Raw genomic sequence first — 20,495 nt, forward strand, 5'->3', positions numbered from 1 at the left:
ACACCAGGATGTGCTCCGGTGCGTCACCCGGGAGCCGGAACAGGGCCACCCGCAACGGAACCGAGGTGGTCACGTCGAACCCGGTGAGCGCGAGGTCGCGGACCCGTGCGATCAGCGAGCTTTCGTCGGCGACATCCTCGACCTCGAGAGTGGGGGCGACCTCGGCGGCGGGCAGAACGACCTGGCTCGGTCCGTCCTCGGAGTCGGGGAACACCGTGCGAAGCGACTCGTGGCGCTCGACGACGTCGACCAGAGCGGCGGCCATCGCGTCCGCGTCGAGATCGCCGGTGAGGCGGACCGCCAGCGGCAGGTTGTACGCCGGCGACTCGGTGTCGAACTGGTTGATGAACCACATGCGGGACTGCGCCAGCGACAGCGGAATTCGCGTCGGGCGGTCCTGCGGGACGAGTGGCGAACGCGGAGGAGCCCCACCGTCCCGGCCGGAGATCAGGTGGGCGATCTCCTCGACCGTCGGGTGATCGAACACCTCACGCACCGTCACCTCGACCCCGAAGGTCGCCTGCAGGCGCGCCGCGACCCTCGTCGCGCCCAGCGACGTGCCGCCCAGGGCGAAGAAGGAGTCCTGTGCGCCGATTCGCTCGGCACCGACGATGTCCGCGAACACCGCGGCGACACCCCGCTCGGCATCCGTTCGCGGGGCGACGTACTCCGCCGCACCGGCTCCGAACTCCGGGCGCGGCAGCGAGGTGCGATCGAGCTTGCCGTTCGACGTCAGCGGAAGAGCGTCGAGGACCAGAACCACATCCGGAACCATGTACTCCGGCAACCGATTCGACGCCCGCTCGGTGAGATCCACCGGTTCCGGCGTCGATCCCGCACTCGGCACCACGTAGGCCACCAGGTGCTGATCCCCGGCCGCGTCGACCACCAGGGCCACGGCCTCGGCGACCTCGGGCAGGTCCGTCAGGGCCGTCTCGATCTCGGGCAGCTCGATCCGCAGTCCGCGCAACTTGACCTGGAAGTCGGTGCGGCCGATGTAGTCGAGCTCCCCGTCGGCACGACGGCGCACGAGGTCACCCGTGCGATACATCCGCTCGCCCGCGACGCCGGGATCGGCGACGAAGCGGTCGGCGGTCAGGTCGGGGCGACCCACATAACCTCTGGCCAACTGCACACCGGTCAGGTACAGCTCGCCCGCCACGTTCGGCGGAACCGGACGAAGCCGCTGATCCAGCACGCGCACACCGGTATTCGCCACGGGTCGACCGATGGGAACCGAGTCCACGTCGTCCGCCGTGTACCGGTGATAGGTCACGTCCACCGCGGCCTCTGTCGGTCCGTAGAGGTTGTGCAGACCGGCGTCGGTCAACTCGGTCAACCGCGCGGCCGTGGCGGGCGGCAGTGCCTCGCCACTCGCGAACACCAGACGCAGTGTCGTCAGCGCACTGGCCGGTGCGGCGGCGACGAACACCGACAACATGGACGGCACGAAGTGCAGAGTGGTGACGCCCTCCGCCTCGATCACGCGCGCCAGGTAGGCCGGATCGCGGTGCCCGTCGGGAGCGGCGACCACCAGTCGAGCCCCGATCTGGTGGGCCCAGAAGAACTCCCAGACGGAGACGTCGAAGGTCGCGGGAGTCTTCTGCAGCACCACGTCGGCCGACGTCAGGCGGTACTCGTCCTGCATCCACACGATGCGGTTGACGATCGAGCGGTGCGAGACGGCGACACCCTTGGGGCGCCCGGTCGAGCCGGAGGTGTAGATGACGTACGCGGTGTGGTCCGGACGCAACGGGGCGATGCGGTCGTCGTCCGTCAACGGCGACGTGGCCCGCTCGGCGAGATCGATCGAATCGATCTGCAGCAACGGAATCGACGAATCACCGGCGGCGAAGCCGGAGGCCCGCGTGGTCAGCACCATCGCCGGCCGCGCACTGCCGAGCACGTATGCGATGCGTTCCGCGGGGTGCTCGAGGTCGAGCGGCACGTAGGCGCCACCGGCCGCGACGACGGCATACATGCCGACGAGCAGATCGACCGATCGCGGCATCGCCAGAGCCACATGGACGTCCGGTCCCACGCCACGGTGCACGAGTTCGCGGGCGAGCGCGAACGCGCGGTCGGCGAACTCTCGGTAGGTCAGGGTGACGTCCGCGAACGTGAGGGCGGGCGCATCCGGGGTGCGCTCGACCTGGTCGCGGAACATCGACGCGAGCGTCGAGGCCGACGCGACCGGCGAGGTGTCCGCATCCGCGTGGGCGATCGCGGACGCCAGCATGGTCGAGAACCGCTCGGCGAAACCGTTCGCCGCGTCCCCGTCGAGGAGACCCGGCAGCAGGGTCGACAGCGCAACCGTCACGGCGGCCTCGGGTCCGACGCCGACTGCGGCCAGGGTGATCGCGAGCTCGGACGACTTCTGCTGCAGCGCACCGTAGGTCACGTCGGTTCCGTTGTGGGACAGCGCGGTCCCGTCCGGATCGATGCGCGCGGCGGTCTCGAGCAGTTCGGCGAGCGACTTCCCCTCGAGCTCGGCCAGGGCCGAGCCCAACTCGGGCGCCGGCGCGGCGGTCGGGGCGAGCGTGCCCTTCTCGGCGTCCGTCAGGATGTCGATGTCACCGACGACGACGGCGCTGTCCTCGGACACCGCGCGAAGCACCGTCTGGAATCGCTCGGCCATGATCGCCACGGAATCCTCGTCGAGAATGTCCGTCGCATACGTGAACAGCGCGGTGATACCCGCGGGGGCACCGGTGTCGTCGAACTCCTCGTGCAGCGCGACGCCCAGATCGAACTTGGCGTCCCGGAGCCCGCCGTCGACGGCGGACACCGTCAGGCCGGGAAGTTCGACCGTCGGGTAGTCGATGTTCTGGAACGTCAGCATCACCTGCACGAGCGGCGAGAACGACTTCGACCGAACCGGGGCCAACACCTCGACGACCCGCTCGAACGGCAGATCGGCATGACCGAACGCGCCGAGGTCGGTCTCCTTCGTCACCGCGAGGACCTCGTCGAAGGTCGCGTCGGCGTCGACCCGGGTCCGCAGCGCGAGCGTGTTGACGAACATGCCGACGAGACCGTCGAGCGCCTCCTCGCCGCGCCCCGCCGTCGGCGTCGCGACGGCGATGTCGTCGGATCCGCTGAGCCGCGACAGCAGCACGGCGAATGCGCCGTGCACCACCATGAACACCGTGGTGTCCGTGGTACGCGCGAGTTCGGTCAGCGCGGCCTGTACGTCTGCCGGGACGGTGATCTCGACGGCACCGCCCTCGATGGAGCGGTGCGCCGGACGCGGCCGGTCCACCGGGAACTCCAGCAGTTCCGGCAGACCCTGCAGCGTCGACTTCCAGTAGGAGGCCTGTACCGCGGTCACGGACTCGGGGTCTTCCTCCACCCCGAGCACAGAGCGCTGCCACACGGCGAAGTCCGCGTACTGCACCGGAAGCGGATCCCATCCCGGCACGTTCCCCTCGACCCGAGCGGCGTAGGCACCCATGAGGTCCGTGGCCAGCGGGGCCATCGAGGACCCGTCGGCGGAGATGTGATGCACCACGAGCAGCAGGACGTACCGGTCGCCACCCGCGATGCGGAACAGCTCGACGCGGATCGGCGGCGCAGCGGTGACGTCGAAACCGGCCGAGGCCGTGGCGAGAACGCGCTCGTGCAGCTCGGTGTCGTCCGCGACGTCGGTCGCCGCGATCTGCACCGGGACCTCGGACGCGGACAGGATCACCTGGGACGGCCCGTCGACGGAATCCGGGTAGAGGGTGCGCAGGGACTCGTGGCGTCCGAGCACGTCGGCCAGCGCCGCGCGCAACGCATCGAGATCCAGGTCTCCGGTCAGGCGCAGACCCAACGGGATGTTGTAGACGGCCGACTCCGGGTCGAGCCGGTTCACGAACCACATCCGCTGCTGAGCCAGCGAGAGCGGAATCGGTTCCGGGCGTGGGCCGGCGACCAGAGGCGGGCGCGCGCCCACGCCGCCGGCCAGGGCCAGCCGGCGAGCGATCCCGGCGACCGTCGGGTGCTCGAAGATCTCGCGCACCCCGATGCGGGCGCCGAACGCGGCGTTCAGGCGGGCGACGACACGGGTGGCACCGAGCGAGTTGCCGCCGAGGTCGAAGAAGGAATCGTCGCCCCCCACGTTCTCGACGCCGAGGATCTCGGCGAACACCGCGGCGACGGTGTACTCGTTCGCCCCGGCGGGTGCGCGAGTGCTCGCGGCGTGCGAGAAGTACTCGGGCTCCGGCAGAGCGCGCGTGTCCAGCTTGCCGACCGGCGTGAGCGGAACCTCGTCGATGACCATGATCGACGACGGCACCATGTACGACGGCAGGAACGACGCGGCGTGCTCGGCGAGAGCGCGCGGCTCCACCGTCGCGTCGGCGGCGAGTTTGACGTAGGCCACCAGCACGGTGTCCCCCGACGGCGCGGTGCGGCCGACGGTGGCCGCATAGGCGACGTCCTCGTGGCGCGTCAGGACGCTGTCGATCTCACCCAGTTCGATGCGCAGACCGCGGATCTTGACCTGACTGTCCGACCGTCCCACATAGGACGCGTGCAACCGTCCGCCGCGCGGAGTCCAGCGCACGACGTCGCCCGTGCGGTACATCCGGGAGCCGACCGCGGTGGGATCGGCGACGAACCGCGTCGCCGACAGTCCGCGGCGCGCGTGATAGCCGCGGGTGACACCCGGTCCGATCAGATACATGTCGCCGGCCACCCCGACGGGCACCGGACGCAACCGGGCGTCGAGCACCACCGCGGACACACCGTCGATGGGCGGTCCGATGGTGATGGGTTCGCCGACCCGCAGATCGGCGACGTTGGAGATGACCGTGGTCTCGGTCGGACCGTAACCGTTGTAGAGGTTGCGGCCCGGCGCCCACGCGGAGACGATGTCGCGCGGAACGGCCTCGCCGCCCACCACGACGTGGGCGAACGCGTCGACACCCGCGGGGTCGACGGACGACAACGCGGTGGGGGTGATGAAGCCGTGCGTCACGGCGTGCTCGACGAGGAAGGTACGCAGCTCGTCGCCGCCGTAGACGTCCGCCGGCACCACGGCCAGGCTCGCACCCGCCCCGAGCATCAGCAACAGTTCGAGGATCGACGCGTCGAAGCTGGGCGAGGCGACGTGCAGCACCCGCGACTGCGGGGTCACGGAGTACCGCTCACGTTGAAAGACGGCGAGATTCGCGAGCCCGGTGTGGGTGACGCTGACACCCTTGGGCAGACCGGTGGTCCCGGACGTGTAGATGACGTAGGCGTTGTTCGCCATCCGCACTGCGCCGAGACGCTCGGCGTCGGTGATCGGAGCGTCCGATGCGCTGCGGACCTCGAACGGATCGCCGACGGCCCCCTGCGGACCGGAGCCCAGGACGAACCACTCGGAGTCCGCGAGCTCGGGCAACGTCGCCACTCGATCGGCGGTGGTGAGTCCGAGGATCGCCTCGGAGTCGACCATCATGTGCTCGATGCGGTCGGCCGGGTGATTGGGGTCGACGGGGACGAACGCGCCGCCCGTCTTGATGACGGCCCACTCCGCCAGCACGGACTCGTAGGAGCGTCGAATGGCCACGGCCACCCGCACTTCCGGGCCCACCCCGCGCTCGATCAGCACTCGGGCGATGCGGTTCGATCGTGCGTCGAGCTCGGCGTAGGTGACCTCACCGTCCGCGGATCGCACGGCGATGCCGTCCGGGTTGCGGGCAACGGCGTCGGTCAGCAGGTCGATCAGCGTGGTCTCGGCGACCGCGGGATCGTGCACGGCGCTGCCGTGCACCGGGGACAGGTTCTGCACCTCGTCGGCGTCGAGGACGTCGAAGTCACCGACCGCGTCGTCGGGTTCCGCGGCGAGCACGGCGTCGACGATGCGCAGCAACCGGTCTCGGAACGTCTCGACCGTGGCGGTGTCGAAGATGTCGGTGGCGAAGCCGAGGTAGCCGCCGATGCCGGCGGGGCTTCCCTCGTCGTCGAGCCTCTCCGAGAACTCGAAAGCCAGATCGAACTTCGCGAACTCCACGTCCACGGCGCCCGGGGTCACCTCGAGACCGGGCAGCGCGATGGTGGGCTGCGCATCCGAGTGATAGGACACGATGGTCTGGAACAGCGGCGAGTGCGCGGTGGTGCGCGTCGGCTGCAACTGCTCGACGAGTGATTCGAACGGAATCTCGCTGTGCGCGAACGCCGCCAGGTCGGCCGCGCGCACGTCGGCCAGGACCTCGGACAGCGTGGCGTCCGGCCGGATCGGCGTACGCAGCGCGAGGGTGTTGACGAACATGCCGACCAGCGGCTCGAGCTCGGGCCGACCGCGTCCGGCGACCGGGGTACCGACGACGATGTCGTCGCCTCCGCCGAGCCGGGCGAGCAGCACCGCGACCGCGGCGTGCATCACCATGAAGCGCGAAACCCCATAGCGGCGCGCGAGAGCGGCGACATCGCGGTGTCGCTCGGCGTCGAGGTCGAAGTGCAGCGCGGCGCCGACGCCGGTGCGGGTATCGGTGCGCGGGCGGTCCAGCGGCAACTCCCCCACCTCGGGCACCCCGGCCAGTGCGGTCCGCCAGTAGGTGGACTGCTCGGACCACAGCGACTCGGAATCGTCCGGCGAGCCGAGCAGGTCGCGCTGCCACTGCGCGTAGTCGACGTAGGCGATCTCGAGCGGCGCGAAGGAGGGCTCCGATCCCGAGACCCGTGCCGTGTACGCCTGCACCAAGTCCGTGACCAGCGGCAACAGCGACGCTCCGTCGGTGGCGATGTGGTGCGCCACGAAGACCAGGAGGTACTGATTCTCGCCGGTGGTGACGATGCGGGCGCGAGCCGGCACCTCGGTGGTGACGTCGAACGGAGTGGACGCGAACGCCACGACGGCCGACGCGGCCGAGTCTCCCGAGGCCTCGACGACATCCACGTCGAACTCCACGTCCGCCATCGGCAGGATGTGCTGCTCGGGTCCGCTTCCGTTGTCCGGGAACACCGTTCGTAGCGCTTCCTGGCGTTCGACGACGTCCCGCAGCGCGGCGCGGAGGGCGTCGACGTCCACCTCGCCCGTCATGTTCAGGGTCAGCGGGATGTTGTAGCCCACCGAGTCCGGATCGAAGCGGTTGATGATCCACATGCGCTGCTGCGCGAGCGAGAGCGGCAGCGGACCGGCCGCACGGTCGACCGGCACCAACGGCGGGCGCGGAGCCGCATTCGTCGCCGACGCCGCGACCTCGGCGAGCATGCGCACGGTCGGTGCCTCGAAGATGTCCGGCATCGTGATGTCGACCCCGAGCGCACCGGACAGGCGCGCGACCACGCGGGTCGCGACGAGCGAGTCACCACCGAGCTCGAAGAAGGAGTCCTCCACGCTCACGCGTGGCACCCTCAACACCTCGGCGAACACGCCCGCGATGATCTCCTCGGTCGGGGTGGCGGGTGCGACGAACTCGCCGGTGGGCGAACCCGCACCGACGGTGACCGACGGCAGGGCCTTCCGGTCGAGCTTGCCGCTGGCGTTGAGCGGCAGAGTCTCGAGGACGTTCGCGGCCACCGGGATCATGTAGTCCGGCAGGGCACTCCGAGCGTCGGTGAGTACGGCTGCGACGTCGACGGTCCGCCCGGCGGACGGCACCAGGTGCGCGACGAGGTGATCGACACCGTCGTCGCTCTGCAGCACCACGACCGCCTGCGCCACGTCCGCATGGGCCGCGAGCGCCGATTCGATCTCACCCAGTTCGACGCGGAGCCCGCGAATCTTGACCTGGAAGTCGGCTCGGCCGACGAACAGCAGGTTGCCGTCGCTGCGTACGCGGACCAGGTCGCCGGTGCGGTAGAGCCTCTGCCCGTCGGCGGTGGCCACGAACCGAGTCACCGTCTGCTCGCTCATGCCGCCGTAGCCACGACCGACGGCCACGCCGCCGATGTAGAGCTCCCCGGTGACGCCGCGCGGAACGCGGCGCAGTCGAGCGTCCAGCACGTGGTACTCGACGCCGTCGATGGCGGTACCGATGGGCACCTGCGACGCGTCGACCGCGGCCGCGGTATCCATCTCGAAGGACGAGGTGACGTCGGACGCCTCGGTGGGACCGTACGAGTTCAGCAGTCGCACATCGGTTCCCACCAGCGACCGGTAGACCGCGGGGCGGATGGGCTCGCCGCCCAGGATGACGGCGCCGACGGTCGCGAGGACACCGTCGGTGTCGAGCTCGGCGACGGCCTCGAACGCGCTGGGCGCCATGTTGATCGCGTCGATCCGCGACGCGGACACCGCGGCCAGGATCTCGGCCGGATCGAATCCCTCGGACACCAGGTGCACCACACCGCCGTTGATCAGCGGGGTCCACACGTTCTTCTGGGTCAGGTCGAAGCGCGGGGACGACACGACGAGCGCCGTCGATCCCTCCCGGAGATCCAGCGCGTCGCGATACCAGGCGTAGGTGTTCCGCACCCCGGCCATCGGCACGAGGGTCGGCTTGGGTCGTCCGGTCGATCCGGACGTGGTGATGACGTAGGCCAGCGCCGAGTCCGACGATGCGGTCGACCACGGATCCGGGCGGGCGTCGCCGGACCGGCCGTCGGCCGAGACCGGAACGGTCGCAACGCCGTACGCGTCGGCGACAGCCTCTCGGTCGGACGTGGACAGGTCGGACTCGGACAGGTCGGACGGGACGACCATCGCGACCGCCGCGACGTCCGCGAGCACCGCGGCGGCGCGATCGACGGGGCCCGACGGATCGAGCGGCAGATAGGCGGCGCCGACCTTCCAGCACGCGAGCATGCCGACGATCCAGTCCACCGACCGCGGCAGCAGCAGCGCGACCACGGTGTCGAGGCCGGCGCCGTGGTCGGCGAGGGCGTGCGCGAGGAGATCCGCGCGCTCGTCGAGGTCGCCGCGGGAGACGGTGTCGTCGCCGAACACCACGGCGGGGGCGGCGGAATCGCGCTCGACCCACTGCGACCACCGAGCGATGGGGCTCGGCTCACGGGCCGGCTCGGTCACCGCGATCTCCGCCGGTTCCGGTGCGGCGGAAGCCGGTTCCGGGATCTCGATGTCACCGACCAGCGCGTGGGCGTCGGCGACGACCTGGTCGAGCACCGCGCCGAAGGCATCCGTGCCGTCCGCGTTCGGCGGCGCCGCCATGAGCGTCGGCAGCAGACCGGTGAGCACCACCGACGCGATCGCGTCCGGGCCCATCCCGCGGGCGGACATCGGACCCGAGAGCATCTGCAGCCGCTCGTGGAACTGCGCGTACGTCACCTCCATGCCGTCGAACGACGCGGCGACCCGATCCGGGGCGACGTCGGCGGCTGCGGCGAGGAGCGCGGGAAGTTCGCGCACCGTCATCCGGCGAGGGGGTAGAGCAGGCGACACGGAGGACCTTTCCTGATCGTCGTCCGCACCGTCGAGGTCGATGTCCCCCGACACCGACTGCGGTTCGGACGACACTGCGGCGAGAATGCGCTGGAACCATGCCGCGAAACGCGTCACGGTGTCCTCGTCGAACAACGCGGACGCGTACGTGATCCGCCCTTCGAGCGAGAACCGGCCGTCGTCGGTGGGCGTCGGCTCGACGGCGACGAGGAGATCGAACTTGGCCCCGTCCGCGAGGTCGCCGAGCACGTCGATCGTGAGGTCCGGCAGTTCGAAGGACACCGGGGCGTTGTTCTGGAACGCCAGCATCACCTGGAAGAGAGGCGAGTAGGACGTCGAGCGTGGCACCGAGAGCTCACGCACCAGCGATTCGAACGGAATGTCCGCGTGGGCGAACGCGTCGAGATCCTTCTCGCGTACCTGCTCGAGGAGGACGTCGAACGGCGCCGACGGATCGACGTCCGTCCGCAGCACGACGGTGTTGACGAACATGCCGACCAGATCGTCGAGCGACTCGAGTCCACGACCGGCGACCGGTGTTCCGATCGAGATGTCCTGCGTGCCGGTGATTCTGGACAGCAGTACCGACAGCGCGGCATGCACCACCATGAACAGCGAACCTCGCCGCTCCCGGGCCAGGGCCTCGAGTCCGTCCACCACGTCGGCCGGAATCGACAGCGGCACGATGGCGCCCTCGACGGTGCGGCGGGCCGGACGCGGACGATCGAGAGGCAGCTCGAGCACCTCCGGGGCACCCGCGAGCACCGAGCGCCAGTGCGCCAGTTGCCGCCCGGAGACCGAGTCCTCGTCGCCGGGGTCACCGAGGACGCGCCGCTGCCACAGGGCCACGTCCGCGTACTGCACGGCGAGGGGCGCCCACGCCGGCGCCGTGCCTGCGGCGCGAGAGCCGTAGGCCACCATCATGTCTCGCGCGAGCGCGGCCATGGATGCACCGTCGGCGGCGATGTGATGGACCACGACCACCAGGATGTGGCGGTCGGGGGCCACCCGGAACAGCCGTGCCCGCACGGGCGGAGCGATGGACACGTCGAACCCGTCGGAGACGAACTCGATCACCTTCTCGCGGGCCAGGTCCGCAGAGTCCACGTCGACCGGCGTCAGCGACAGGGGCACCGCGTCCGCACCCAGGATCACCTGGACGGGACCGTCCTCGGTGTCCGGGTAGCGCGTGCGCAGCACCTCGTGCCGCTCCACCACGTCACCGATCGCCGCGGTGAGCGCATCGACGTCGAGCGCACCGGTGAGCTGCACGGGCAGCACGATGTTGTAGGCCGCGGACGAGGTGTCGAACTTGTTGATGAGCCACATCGACTGCTGCGCGAGCGAGAGCGGGACGCGATCCGGGCGCGGGCCGGCCACCAGCTCCGGTGTGTCGGGCATCGAGGTGTCGGTGGTCGACGAATCGACCACGGCGGCCAGCGATTCCACGGTGGGCGATTCGAAGACGTCGCGCACTCCGACGCGACCGCCGAGGCCCAGACCGTTGATCCGCGCGACCACCTTGGTGGCGAGCAGCGAGTTGCCGCCGACGTCGAAGAACGACTCCGTGATGCCGAGCGACGGAACGCCGAGGACCTCGGCGAAGACCTCGACCAGCGCGCGCTCGGTATCGGTGCGCGCGGGCGCCGACTCGGCGGCCGCTCCGAAATCGGGTTCGGGCAGCGCCCGGCGATCGAGCTTGCCGGCGGAGGTGAGCGGGATGGTCTCGAGTTCGACCACCGCGGCGGGCACCATGTGGCTGGGAAGCGCGGCTCCCACGTGCGAGCGCAGCGACGCCACGTCGATCGTCGCGCCGGACCGCGGCCGTACGTAGGACACGAGGGCGGTGACTCCGGAGGCCATCGTCACGCCGAGGGTGGCCGCGAAGTCGACATCGTCGTGGGTCGTCAGAGCGGCGTCGATCTCGCCGAGTTCGACGCGGAAGCCACGAATCTTCACCTGGAAGTCGCTGCGTCCCAAGTACTCCACGGTCAGATCACCGTCGGCGTCGTGGACCCAGCGGGCGACGTCGCCCGTGCGGTACATCCGGCCGCCGGACGGCGCGGCGACGAATCGCTCCGCCGTCAGAGCCGCCCGATCGTGGTAACCGCGGGTGACGGACGGGCCGGCGAGGTACAGATCGCCGGGTACTCCGACGGCCGCCGGACGCAGCCGTCCGTCCAGCACCAACGCGCGCATCCCACGAATCGGCGGGCCGATGGTGACGGGACGGTCCGCGTGCAGCTCCGTGGAGTTGGACAGGATGGTGGTCTCGGTGGGGCCGTAGCCGTTGTAGAGCCTGCGCCCGGTCGCCCAGCGCTGCACCACATCCGCCGGAACCGCCTCGCCGCCCACCACGATGTGGTCGAACGCCGGAACGGTCGACGGGTCGACCGTGACCAACGCCGACGGGGTGACGAAACCGTGGGTCGCACCGCGCTCGGCCAGGAACCGGCTCAACTCGTCACCGCCGTACACGTCCGACGGGACGACGACCATGGTGGCCGAGGCACCGAACGTCAGCATCAACTCCAGGACGGATGCGTCGAAGCTCGGCGAGGCGAACGCCACCACTCGCGAGGTGTGGTCCACCTCGAAGGACTCCGTGACGTAGCTCGTGAAGTTGGCCAGGCCGCGGTGAATTGCGGACACGCCCTTCGGCTTACCCGTGGTACCCGAGGTGTAGATCATGTACGCGAGCGAGTCCGCCCGCGGCTGCGCGAGTCGTTCGCCGGCGACCACCGGGCCGGTGCCACGGCCGGAGACGACCGCCGCGTCCACGTCGAGCCATTCGACGTCCCCGGGCAGACCCTCGGGTCCGACGACGGCGTGGGTCGACGCCGCGGAGAGCCCGAGAATCGCGCCGGAGTCCACGAGCATGTGGCGGATGCGGTCGGACGGGTACCGCGGATCGACGGGCAGGAATGCCGCGCCCGATTTCACGACGGCCCAGAGCGCGACGACGTACTCGACCGATCGCGGAAGAGCCAGCGCCACCACGGTCTCCGGCGCGGCGCCGCGAGCGATCAGCTCGCGCGCGAGGGCGTTCGACCGGGCGTCGAGATCGGCGTAGGTGATGGATCCGTCGACGGTCTCCACCGCCGTGGCGGACGGATCGCGGTGCACGCTGTCGCTCAGGATGTCGCCCAGCAGACGCGGCTCCAACGCGGGTGCGCCGGTGACGCTCGTCAGACGTTCCGCGTCGGCCGCGGAGATCAGGTCGATGTCGTCGACCCGAGCGGCGCCGTCGGCGACGAGTGCGGCGAGCACGTCCAACACGCCGTCGAGCACGGTCCGAACGCGATCCGGTCCGATCATCGACGGCAGGTACTTCGCGGCCAGCCGCAGATGCGGATCGGCCAGGGCGACCACGGTGAGCGGGTAGTGCGTCGCGTCGTTCGACTCGACTCCCAGCACCTGGAGACCGTCGAAATCGGCTTCCCGCGTGAGAGCTTCGCGATCGAGCGGGTAGGACTCGTAGACCATGAGCGTGTCGAACAACGGCCCGACGCCCAGTTCGGCCTGGATCTCCGTCAGACCCACGTAATGGTGATCGAGCAACGACGTCTGCTCGCGCTGGATGCGCTCGAGCAGCGTCGCGACCGTGTCGCTGCGCTCGACGCGGACCCGCACGGGAAGCGTGTTGATGAGCAGGCCGAGCATGGTCTCGATGCCCGGCACCTGCGGCGGCCGCCCGGACACCGTGGTGCCGAACACCACGTCGTCACGACCGGTGATGCGGGCCAACACGATTCCCCAGCTCGCCTGCAGAACGGTGTTGAGCGTGACGCCGTGCGCGCGGGTGAACTCGTCGAGCCGGGCGGAGACCTGTTCCGGCACCGTCACGTCGTAGGTGGCCGGTGCGACGGAAGCGCCGTCGGCGACGGCGTTGGGCGCGACGAGAGTCGGCTCGTCCACCCCGGACAGCGCGGCCGCCCATGCGGCGAGGGACTCGCGAGCATCCTGCGCCGCCAGCCAGGACAGGTAGTCGCGGTACGGGCGCACGCGCGGCAGGGCGGTGCGATCCGCGCCGTTGATGTAGAGCGTGAGCAGATCCTGCACCACGATGGGGAGCGACCAGCCGTCCAGCAGGATGTGATGGTTGGTCATCACGAAGCGATACCGGTCGAAGCCCGTGCGCACCAGCAGGAACCGCAGCAAGGGTGGAGCGGTCATGTCGAAGCGCGCGGCCCGATCGGTCGCGGCGACCTCGCCGGCGCGGCGATCGACGTCCTCGCCCGTGAGCCGGCCGTCGTCGGTGGCGTCCACCTCGGACCACGGCACGTTCGCACGGTCCACGACCACCTGCACGGCGGTTCCGGCGTCGTCGATGACGAATCCCGCGCGCAGGCTGGGGTGGCGGGCCACGAGCGCATCGGCGGCGGCACGCAACCGATCGCCGTCCACCCGGCCGCCGAGTTCGAGCACGATCTGCGACGCGTACACGTCGAGTGCGTCACCGGCCAACGCCGAGTGGAAGAGGAATCCGCTCTGCAGTGGCGACAGCGGCCAGATGTCCTGCAGGCCGGTGTAGGTCGACTCCAGGGACTCGATGAACCCCTGATCGACCGACACCAGATCCACGTCGGACGGCGTGAGGCCACCGGCGTCGGGGGCGGCCGAATGCGTGCTCAGCGCGGCGAGCGCCTCGGACCACAGCGCGGCGAGGTCCTCGACGTCGTGCCGGTCGAGGACGCCGGCCGGGAAGTCGAAGGTGGTGCGCAACGACGGTCCGCGATCGGTGTCGACCACCATCGCGTTGATGTCGAGCACGAACCGGACGGGAACCTGCTTGCCCCGCAGACCCTTCAACGACGCGTGCTCGGGGTCCGGGAACCAGCCGTCGCGGCGGATCTCCTCGGGTACGTCGGAGGTACCGACACGGCCCAGGTAGTTGAAGCTGATCTCCGGCGCGGTCCCGTCGGCCAGCCGTGCGGCCGTGTCGGGGTTGACGTAGCGCAGCAGTCCGTACCCGACACCGTGGTTCGGCACCTCGGAGAGCTGCTCCTTGACGGCCTTGACCGCGGTACCGGCGGCGCCGCCCCCACCGAGAGCGTCGTCGAGATCGATGTCGGTGACGTCGAGGCGCACCGGGTACATCGACGTGAACCACCCGACGGTCCGGGAGAGGTCGGCGCCGGGGACCAGGTCCTCTTCGCGGCCGTGGCCCTCGAGGTTCACGGCGATGGATCGGCCGTCGACACCGCGGCGGCGCTCCCACTTGGCCACCGCCAGCGCGAGCGCCGTCAGCAACCCGTCGTTGACGCCGCCGCGGAACGTGGTGGGAACCGTGGTGAGCATCGCGTAGGTGACCGGGTAGGTCTCGGAGACCTCCACGCTGTCCAGCGTCTCCACCGTGTCGCGGCCGGGATCGAGTGCACGCGAACCGATCACGGACGGAGCGCCGGTCGGCGCGGCTGCGCGCCAGTAGTCCTCACGGTCGATCACCGCGGGCGAGCGGGACACGTCGCCGAGAGCGTGTGCCCACCGTCGGAACGACGTCCCGGTCTTCTGCAGCACCACGGACTGCTCGGTGGTGCGCTGCGCCCAGGCCGTCGCCAGATCGGGAAGGATGATGCGCCAGGAGACGCCGTCCACCACCAGGTGGTGCAGGACGATCAGCATCGAATCGCGGTCGGATCCCTCGAGCCACACGAAGGCGGCATTGCGCCCCCGAGACGGATCCAGGGTCGCCAGTGCCTCGTCCGAGATCTCGGCGAGGGCCGCATCGTGTTCCGGTGTGCCCGCGGCGGCGTCCAGCGCGCGATGGGTGAGCATCGAGGCCACGTCCACGGAGCCGGGCGCGGTGGTCGACAGCATCCACCGACCGTCCTCGTCGCGCGCGAGCACCGACCGCAGTGCGTCGTGGTGATCGACCACGGCCGACAGGGTGCGGACGACCTTCGCCTCGTCCTCTCCCGATCGGTCCAGCGCCGGAGGCAGATCCACGACGATCGACTGCGCGAACGCCGCGGTGAGAGCCTCGTCCTCGGTCATCCAGGCGATGACCGGGGTGAGCGGCATCGAACCGACGCCGCCGCCGGGCAGTTCGTGGAGCACCGCGACCGCGCTCTCCTCGGAGACCGTCTCGGCCAGCCGGGCGACGGTCTTCGCCTCGAACACGTCGCGGGAGGAGATCTGCAGCCCGGCCGCCTTCGCGCGCGACACCAGCTGGATCGACATGATGCTGTCGCCGCCGAGGGCGAAGAACGAATCGTCCGCGCCGACCGATCCGACACCGAGAACGTCGGCGAACAGGGCCGCGACGCGCTGTTCCATCGGCGTGGAGGGTGCGCGGAATTCCGCTGCCGTGGAACGGAAGACCGGCGACGGCAACTGGCGGCGATCGAGCTTGCCGCTGGAGTTCAGCGGCATCGATCCGACGACCATGACCGCATCGGGAACCATGTAGGCGGGCAGCATGCCCGCGACACGTTCGGTCAGCGCCGCGGTGTCGATGTGCCGACCGTCCTCGGGAACCAGGTACGCCACGAGTCGCTGACCGAGGTCGCTCTGGTGCACCACGACGACGGATTCCCGCACCGTGTCGCTCGCGAGCAACGTCGCCTCGATCTCGCCGAGCTCGATGCGCTGACCGCGCACCTTGACCTGGAAGTCGGTGCGCCCCAGGTAATCCAGCTGGCCGTCCGGGTTCCAGCGCACCAGGTCGCCGGTGCGGTACATGCGCTCACCGGTCTCGGAGAACGGATCCGCCACGAAGCGATCGGCGGTGAGGTCGGGGCGGTCGGCGTACCCGCGGGCCAACTGGCGCCCCGCCAGGTACAGCTCCCCCGCCGCGCCGATCGGCCGCGGCGACAGGGTGTGGTCCAGAACGTAGGCGCGGGCGTTGCGCACCGGCGCGCCGATGGGCACCGAGATACGCGGGACGTCGTGCACCGCTGCGGCGGTCGCGTGCACCGTGAACTCGGTCGGGCCGTACAGGTTGTGGATGGCGGCGGCATCGCCGAAGCGGCGCCACTTCTCCACCAATCGCGGCGCGAAGGCCTCGCCGGCCACGAGCACGGCCCGCAGCGACGAGCAGCGACCCGCCTCGACGCTGTCCACGAACAGGGTCAGCATCGACGGGACGAACGACGTCGCCGTGACACCGTGCCGCTCGATGACGTCGGCCAGATACCCCGGGTCCCGATGTCCGTCCGGGCGGGCGATCACCAGCATCGCGCCGGCGGCGGGGGCGAAGAGTTCCCACACCGAGACGTCGAAGGTGATGGGGGTCTTCTGCAGCACCACCTCGTCGCGGCCGGGCTCGCTGTAGGTGTCGAACACCCACTCCACCTGATTGGTGACGGCAGCGTGCGAGACGGCGACGCCCTTGGGGCGACCGGTCGAGCCGGAGGTGTAGATGACGTAGGCGGTGTTGTCCGGGAACAGCGTCGCGGTCCGCTCGGTCGGCTCGATCGGACCGTATCCGTGATCGGACAGGTCCAGTAGATCGATCTCCACGACGCGATCGGCGTACTCGGGAACCCCGTCGGGAACGACGAACGCGTCGTTCGAGGTGGTCAGCACGCACAGCGGCGACGCACTGGAGAGCACGTACTCGGTGCGGGCCGCGGGGTGATCGGGATCGAGAGGGACGTACGCGCCGCCGGCCTCGGCGATCGCGTAGATGCCGATCATCATCTCGAACGACCGTCGCATCGCGACGGCCACTCGGACCTCGGGGCCGACGCCGACCGAGATCAGGTGTCGGGCCAGGGCTCCGACGCGCTCACCGAACTCCCCGAACGACATGGAGGTGCCGTCGAACTCCAGAGCCGTCGCCGTCGGCGTCGCCGCGACCCTGGATCGAAAAAAATCGAGGACGGTCCCGTCCGCCACGGCGGCGTCGGTGTCGTTGAAGTCGACGAGCGTCAACCGTCTCTCGGCGTCGTCGGTGAGGGGAAGGGCGGCGATGGGTTGCCGGGCATCGGAGGAGACGAACTCCTCGAAGAACCGGAAGAAGCGACGGTGCTGACGCTCGAGGTCCTCGCTCGAGTATAGGTTCGGGTTGCCCTCGAAGTCGATGTTGGTCGACGCGCCGGCGACCCCCGCGTAGATGTTGACCGCGAGGTCCTCGACGGGGCCGGTGGTGAGCACGTGAAGGTGGCCGGTGGCCTCACCGAGATGGATCACCGGGTGGAACATCATGATGTTCACCGACGGGCCGAAGAGGCCTCGCTCGCCGGTTCCCGCACCGATGTCGCGGCGCATGTCCTCGTGGCGGTAGCGCTGGCGCCGCAGGGCTCCGGTGAGCTCGAGCTGGGCGTCACGCACCAGCTCGGCCACCGTCGCCGACCGCGGCACGCGCAGCCGCAGGGGAACGATGTTGGAGGTCATACCGCCGGAGTTCCGCAGTTGCGCCGTGGTGCGCGCGGAGACGGGGAGGCTGAGCACCACCTCGTCGGTGTCCGACATACGGGCGAGGTACGCGGCGAACGCGGCGACGATGAGCGGCGCCTGCGCCGTCTGCATCCGATCGATGGCCGCGTCGATCTTCTCGGCCAGAGTGTCCGGCAGCGCCGCCGTCGCGACGCGGGCGTGTGCGGTGACGGGTGCGGCGCGTCCGGCGAGCGACACGGGCGCGGGAAGGTCCGCGGTGCGCTCGGCCCAGTACTCGCGGTCCTTGTCGAAGCGTGAGGAGTCGCGGTACTTGACCTCGTCGTCGAAGACCGCGCGCACGTCGACCGCCTTGGTCGGCGGCACCTCGGTCCCGGCCACGAGGGCCGAGTAGACGTCGGCGATACGGGTGATCATGGCCATCGCGCCGTAGCCGTCGAGTGCGACGTGGTGAATGCGGGAGAACCAGTACCAGTGATCGTCGGACAGCCGCAGCAACCAGAGCACGACCAGCCGGGAGGACAGCAGATCGATGGGAGCGCTGTACTCGTTGCGCATCCAGACCATCGCGGCCTGCGCGGGATGGTCCTCGTCGCTGAAATCGACGATCCCGATGGAATCGTCGATACCGCGGTCCACGACCTGGAACGGCATGCCGTCGACCTCGAGGATGCGCAGATATCCGGAGCCGAACTCCTTGCCCGCCGAGATCGAGGCCTGCTCGAGCTTGTCGAGATCGAGCTGCCCCTCGACCTCGATGTACTGAGCGATCGTCACCGGCACGTCGCCGAGCGCCTGCTGGGCGAACCACATACCCCGCTGCGCCGCCGACAGCGGAAACGCGCCATCCGGGACACGGTCGGAACCGGCTGTGTTCCCAGCGCTCAAGTCTTGCACCATCCTCAAAGATTGTCGTCTATCGCCGGACAGCCGACACTCTTCGCGAAACTGGAGTGACTGACATCCCGACCTGGTCGCGACCTCGACCGACACTCGTGTCGTCCTGTCGATCGCAACAAAATTACATCGTGAAACCTGTCCTGTTCGTTACCGCCGAACAAGATCGGCACTCACCGCTTCCGGCCTCCCCATCACCGCCTTCGACAGCGTTCTTCCGACCAAAGGAATATAGGTCCAGCAGTCGATTCGTTCCTGCTCGGCGCACCGATGGGGCGTAACTCTCCAGTCCCGATCATCGGAGGCCGTGTACCCACTCGGCCGGGTTGTAAAAGCACCGATTCAGAGTACGCGTGTGACACCTCACCAACGAATCGTCCGGAATCGGCCCCGCCATCGAGTAGATGTTACCGCGAAGTAACCGTTCGAGGTCTCGGTCACCGATCGTCGCCGCGGTGCGTCACCCGCCCGGCGCACACCGTCGCGGTCACCGGAACCGCACGCAGATCCGCATTCGACAGCACGTACGGCGACTCGGCGAGCACCACGAAGTCGCCCGCCGACCCCACCGTGATCTCGCCGCGCCCGCCCGACGCGGCCCGCAGCGCGGACCCCAGCGGCATCGACTCGTCCGCTCGCCACGGCGGCCGATCGTCGTCCGTACGCCACACCGCGTCGGCGACGGACGCGAGCGGGTCCGGCGGCGAGACGGGGGCGTCGGATCCGAACTGGAGGGTCGCCGCGTGCCGGAGCAACGAGCCGTACGGATAGGCGATCGACCGGCGACGCGACCACAGCACGTCGGCCACGTCGCGGTCGGACATCGCGTGCTGGGGCTGCACCGACGCCACCAGACCGGCCCGGGCGAAGCGGGGCAGATCCTCGGGACGGACCTGCTGCGCGTGTTCGATCCGTCCGCCCGCCGCCGGTACCGCACCGGTGGCGGCCAGCCCCCGCACGTGTTCGAACGCATCGAGCACCACGGAGTTCGCCCGGTCACCGATCGCGTGCACCGCCGACGACACCCCGGCCGACGCCGCCTGCGAGATCAGCGCGACCAACTCGCCGAAGTCCACGAGGAGAAGACCGTGGGACTCCTCGTCGGCGTCGGGATAGGCGTCGTGGCAGCACGCCGTGCGGGTGTTGAGCGAGCCGTCGGCCATGATCTTGAGCGGCCCCATCCGGAGCATCGCGTCGGTGCCGGGCGCCTCGTCACCGGTGCGCCGACCCGCGAGCACGGCGTCCCCGAGCCACGGCGCCCACGTCGAGGCGGTCACCCGCACCGAGGGCCGCCGCGTCGCGAACCGTCGACACCACGAGGTCCAGTTGTCGTCGTACTCGAAGTCGAGGATCTCGGTGACGCCGCGAGCGGCCAGCTGATCGGTGCCCTCGAGCACGTACCCGTCCTGCACGTCACCGTTGACCCACGCGTCCACGGCACCGGACACCGCGACGGCCTCGTGGTCGCGGAACACGCCCGTGGGGTGCTGGACCCCGAGGGCCGCCATCATCGCCGGGGACAACCACACCGCGTGCAGATCCATGCTGGTGATGGCGACGGCAGCACCGGGCAGGGCGCGTTCGAGCATGTCCTTGTGCGGGGTGTCCGGCCACAGCGCAGCCCGGAAACCCTGCGCCTGGACCACTCCCGTTCCCCCGGCCGCAGCCACGAGCTCCACCGTCTGCGCCGCACTGGCCGCCGCACCGACGTCGATGCGGCGTCGGGCGAGGGCCCATTGCGTCATGTGCACGTGACCGTCGACGAACCCGGGCAACAGATATCCGCCGGCCCCGTCGATCACGTCCTCCCGCGCCTGCGCGGACAGACCCGGCTCGGCCACCTCGGTCACGACTCCGTCGATGACACGGACGTCGACCTCGGGGCGATCGGGGGCGATCTGTACGCGTTGCACCAGCACGCAGGTGACCTTAACGGCCGGTCGGG

General features: G+C 69.9%; 2 protein-coding genes (1 of these 2 running past the window's edge). Both read right to left on the minus strand.

Translation table 11 applies throughout. From position 1 onward, the window contains the following. A protein-coding gene (locus ACY466_RS17175; RefSeq protein ID WP_463246874.1) for a non-ribosomal peptide synthase/polyketide synthase crosses the window boundary here: on the minus strand, positions 1–18,541 show its 5' portion. 15,332 nt of this gene lie to the left of the window's left edge; the window shows 18,541 of its 33,873 coding nt (coding positions 1–18,541); its start codon is at positions 18,539–18,541; its stop codon lies off the left edge, out of view. A 446-nt stretch (positions 18,542–18,987) separates the two neighbouring features. Continuing rightward, complete coding sequence (locus ACY466_RS17180; protein WP_463246877.1) at positions 18,988–20,469, minus strand: amidohydrolase; 1,482 nt, start codon at positions 20,467–20,469, stop codon at positions 18,988–18,990. Positions 20,470–20,495: the final 26 nt, after the last annotated feature.

This window comes from Rhodococcus sp. K11/5, from assembly GCF_055193735.1.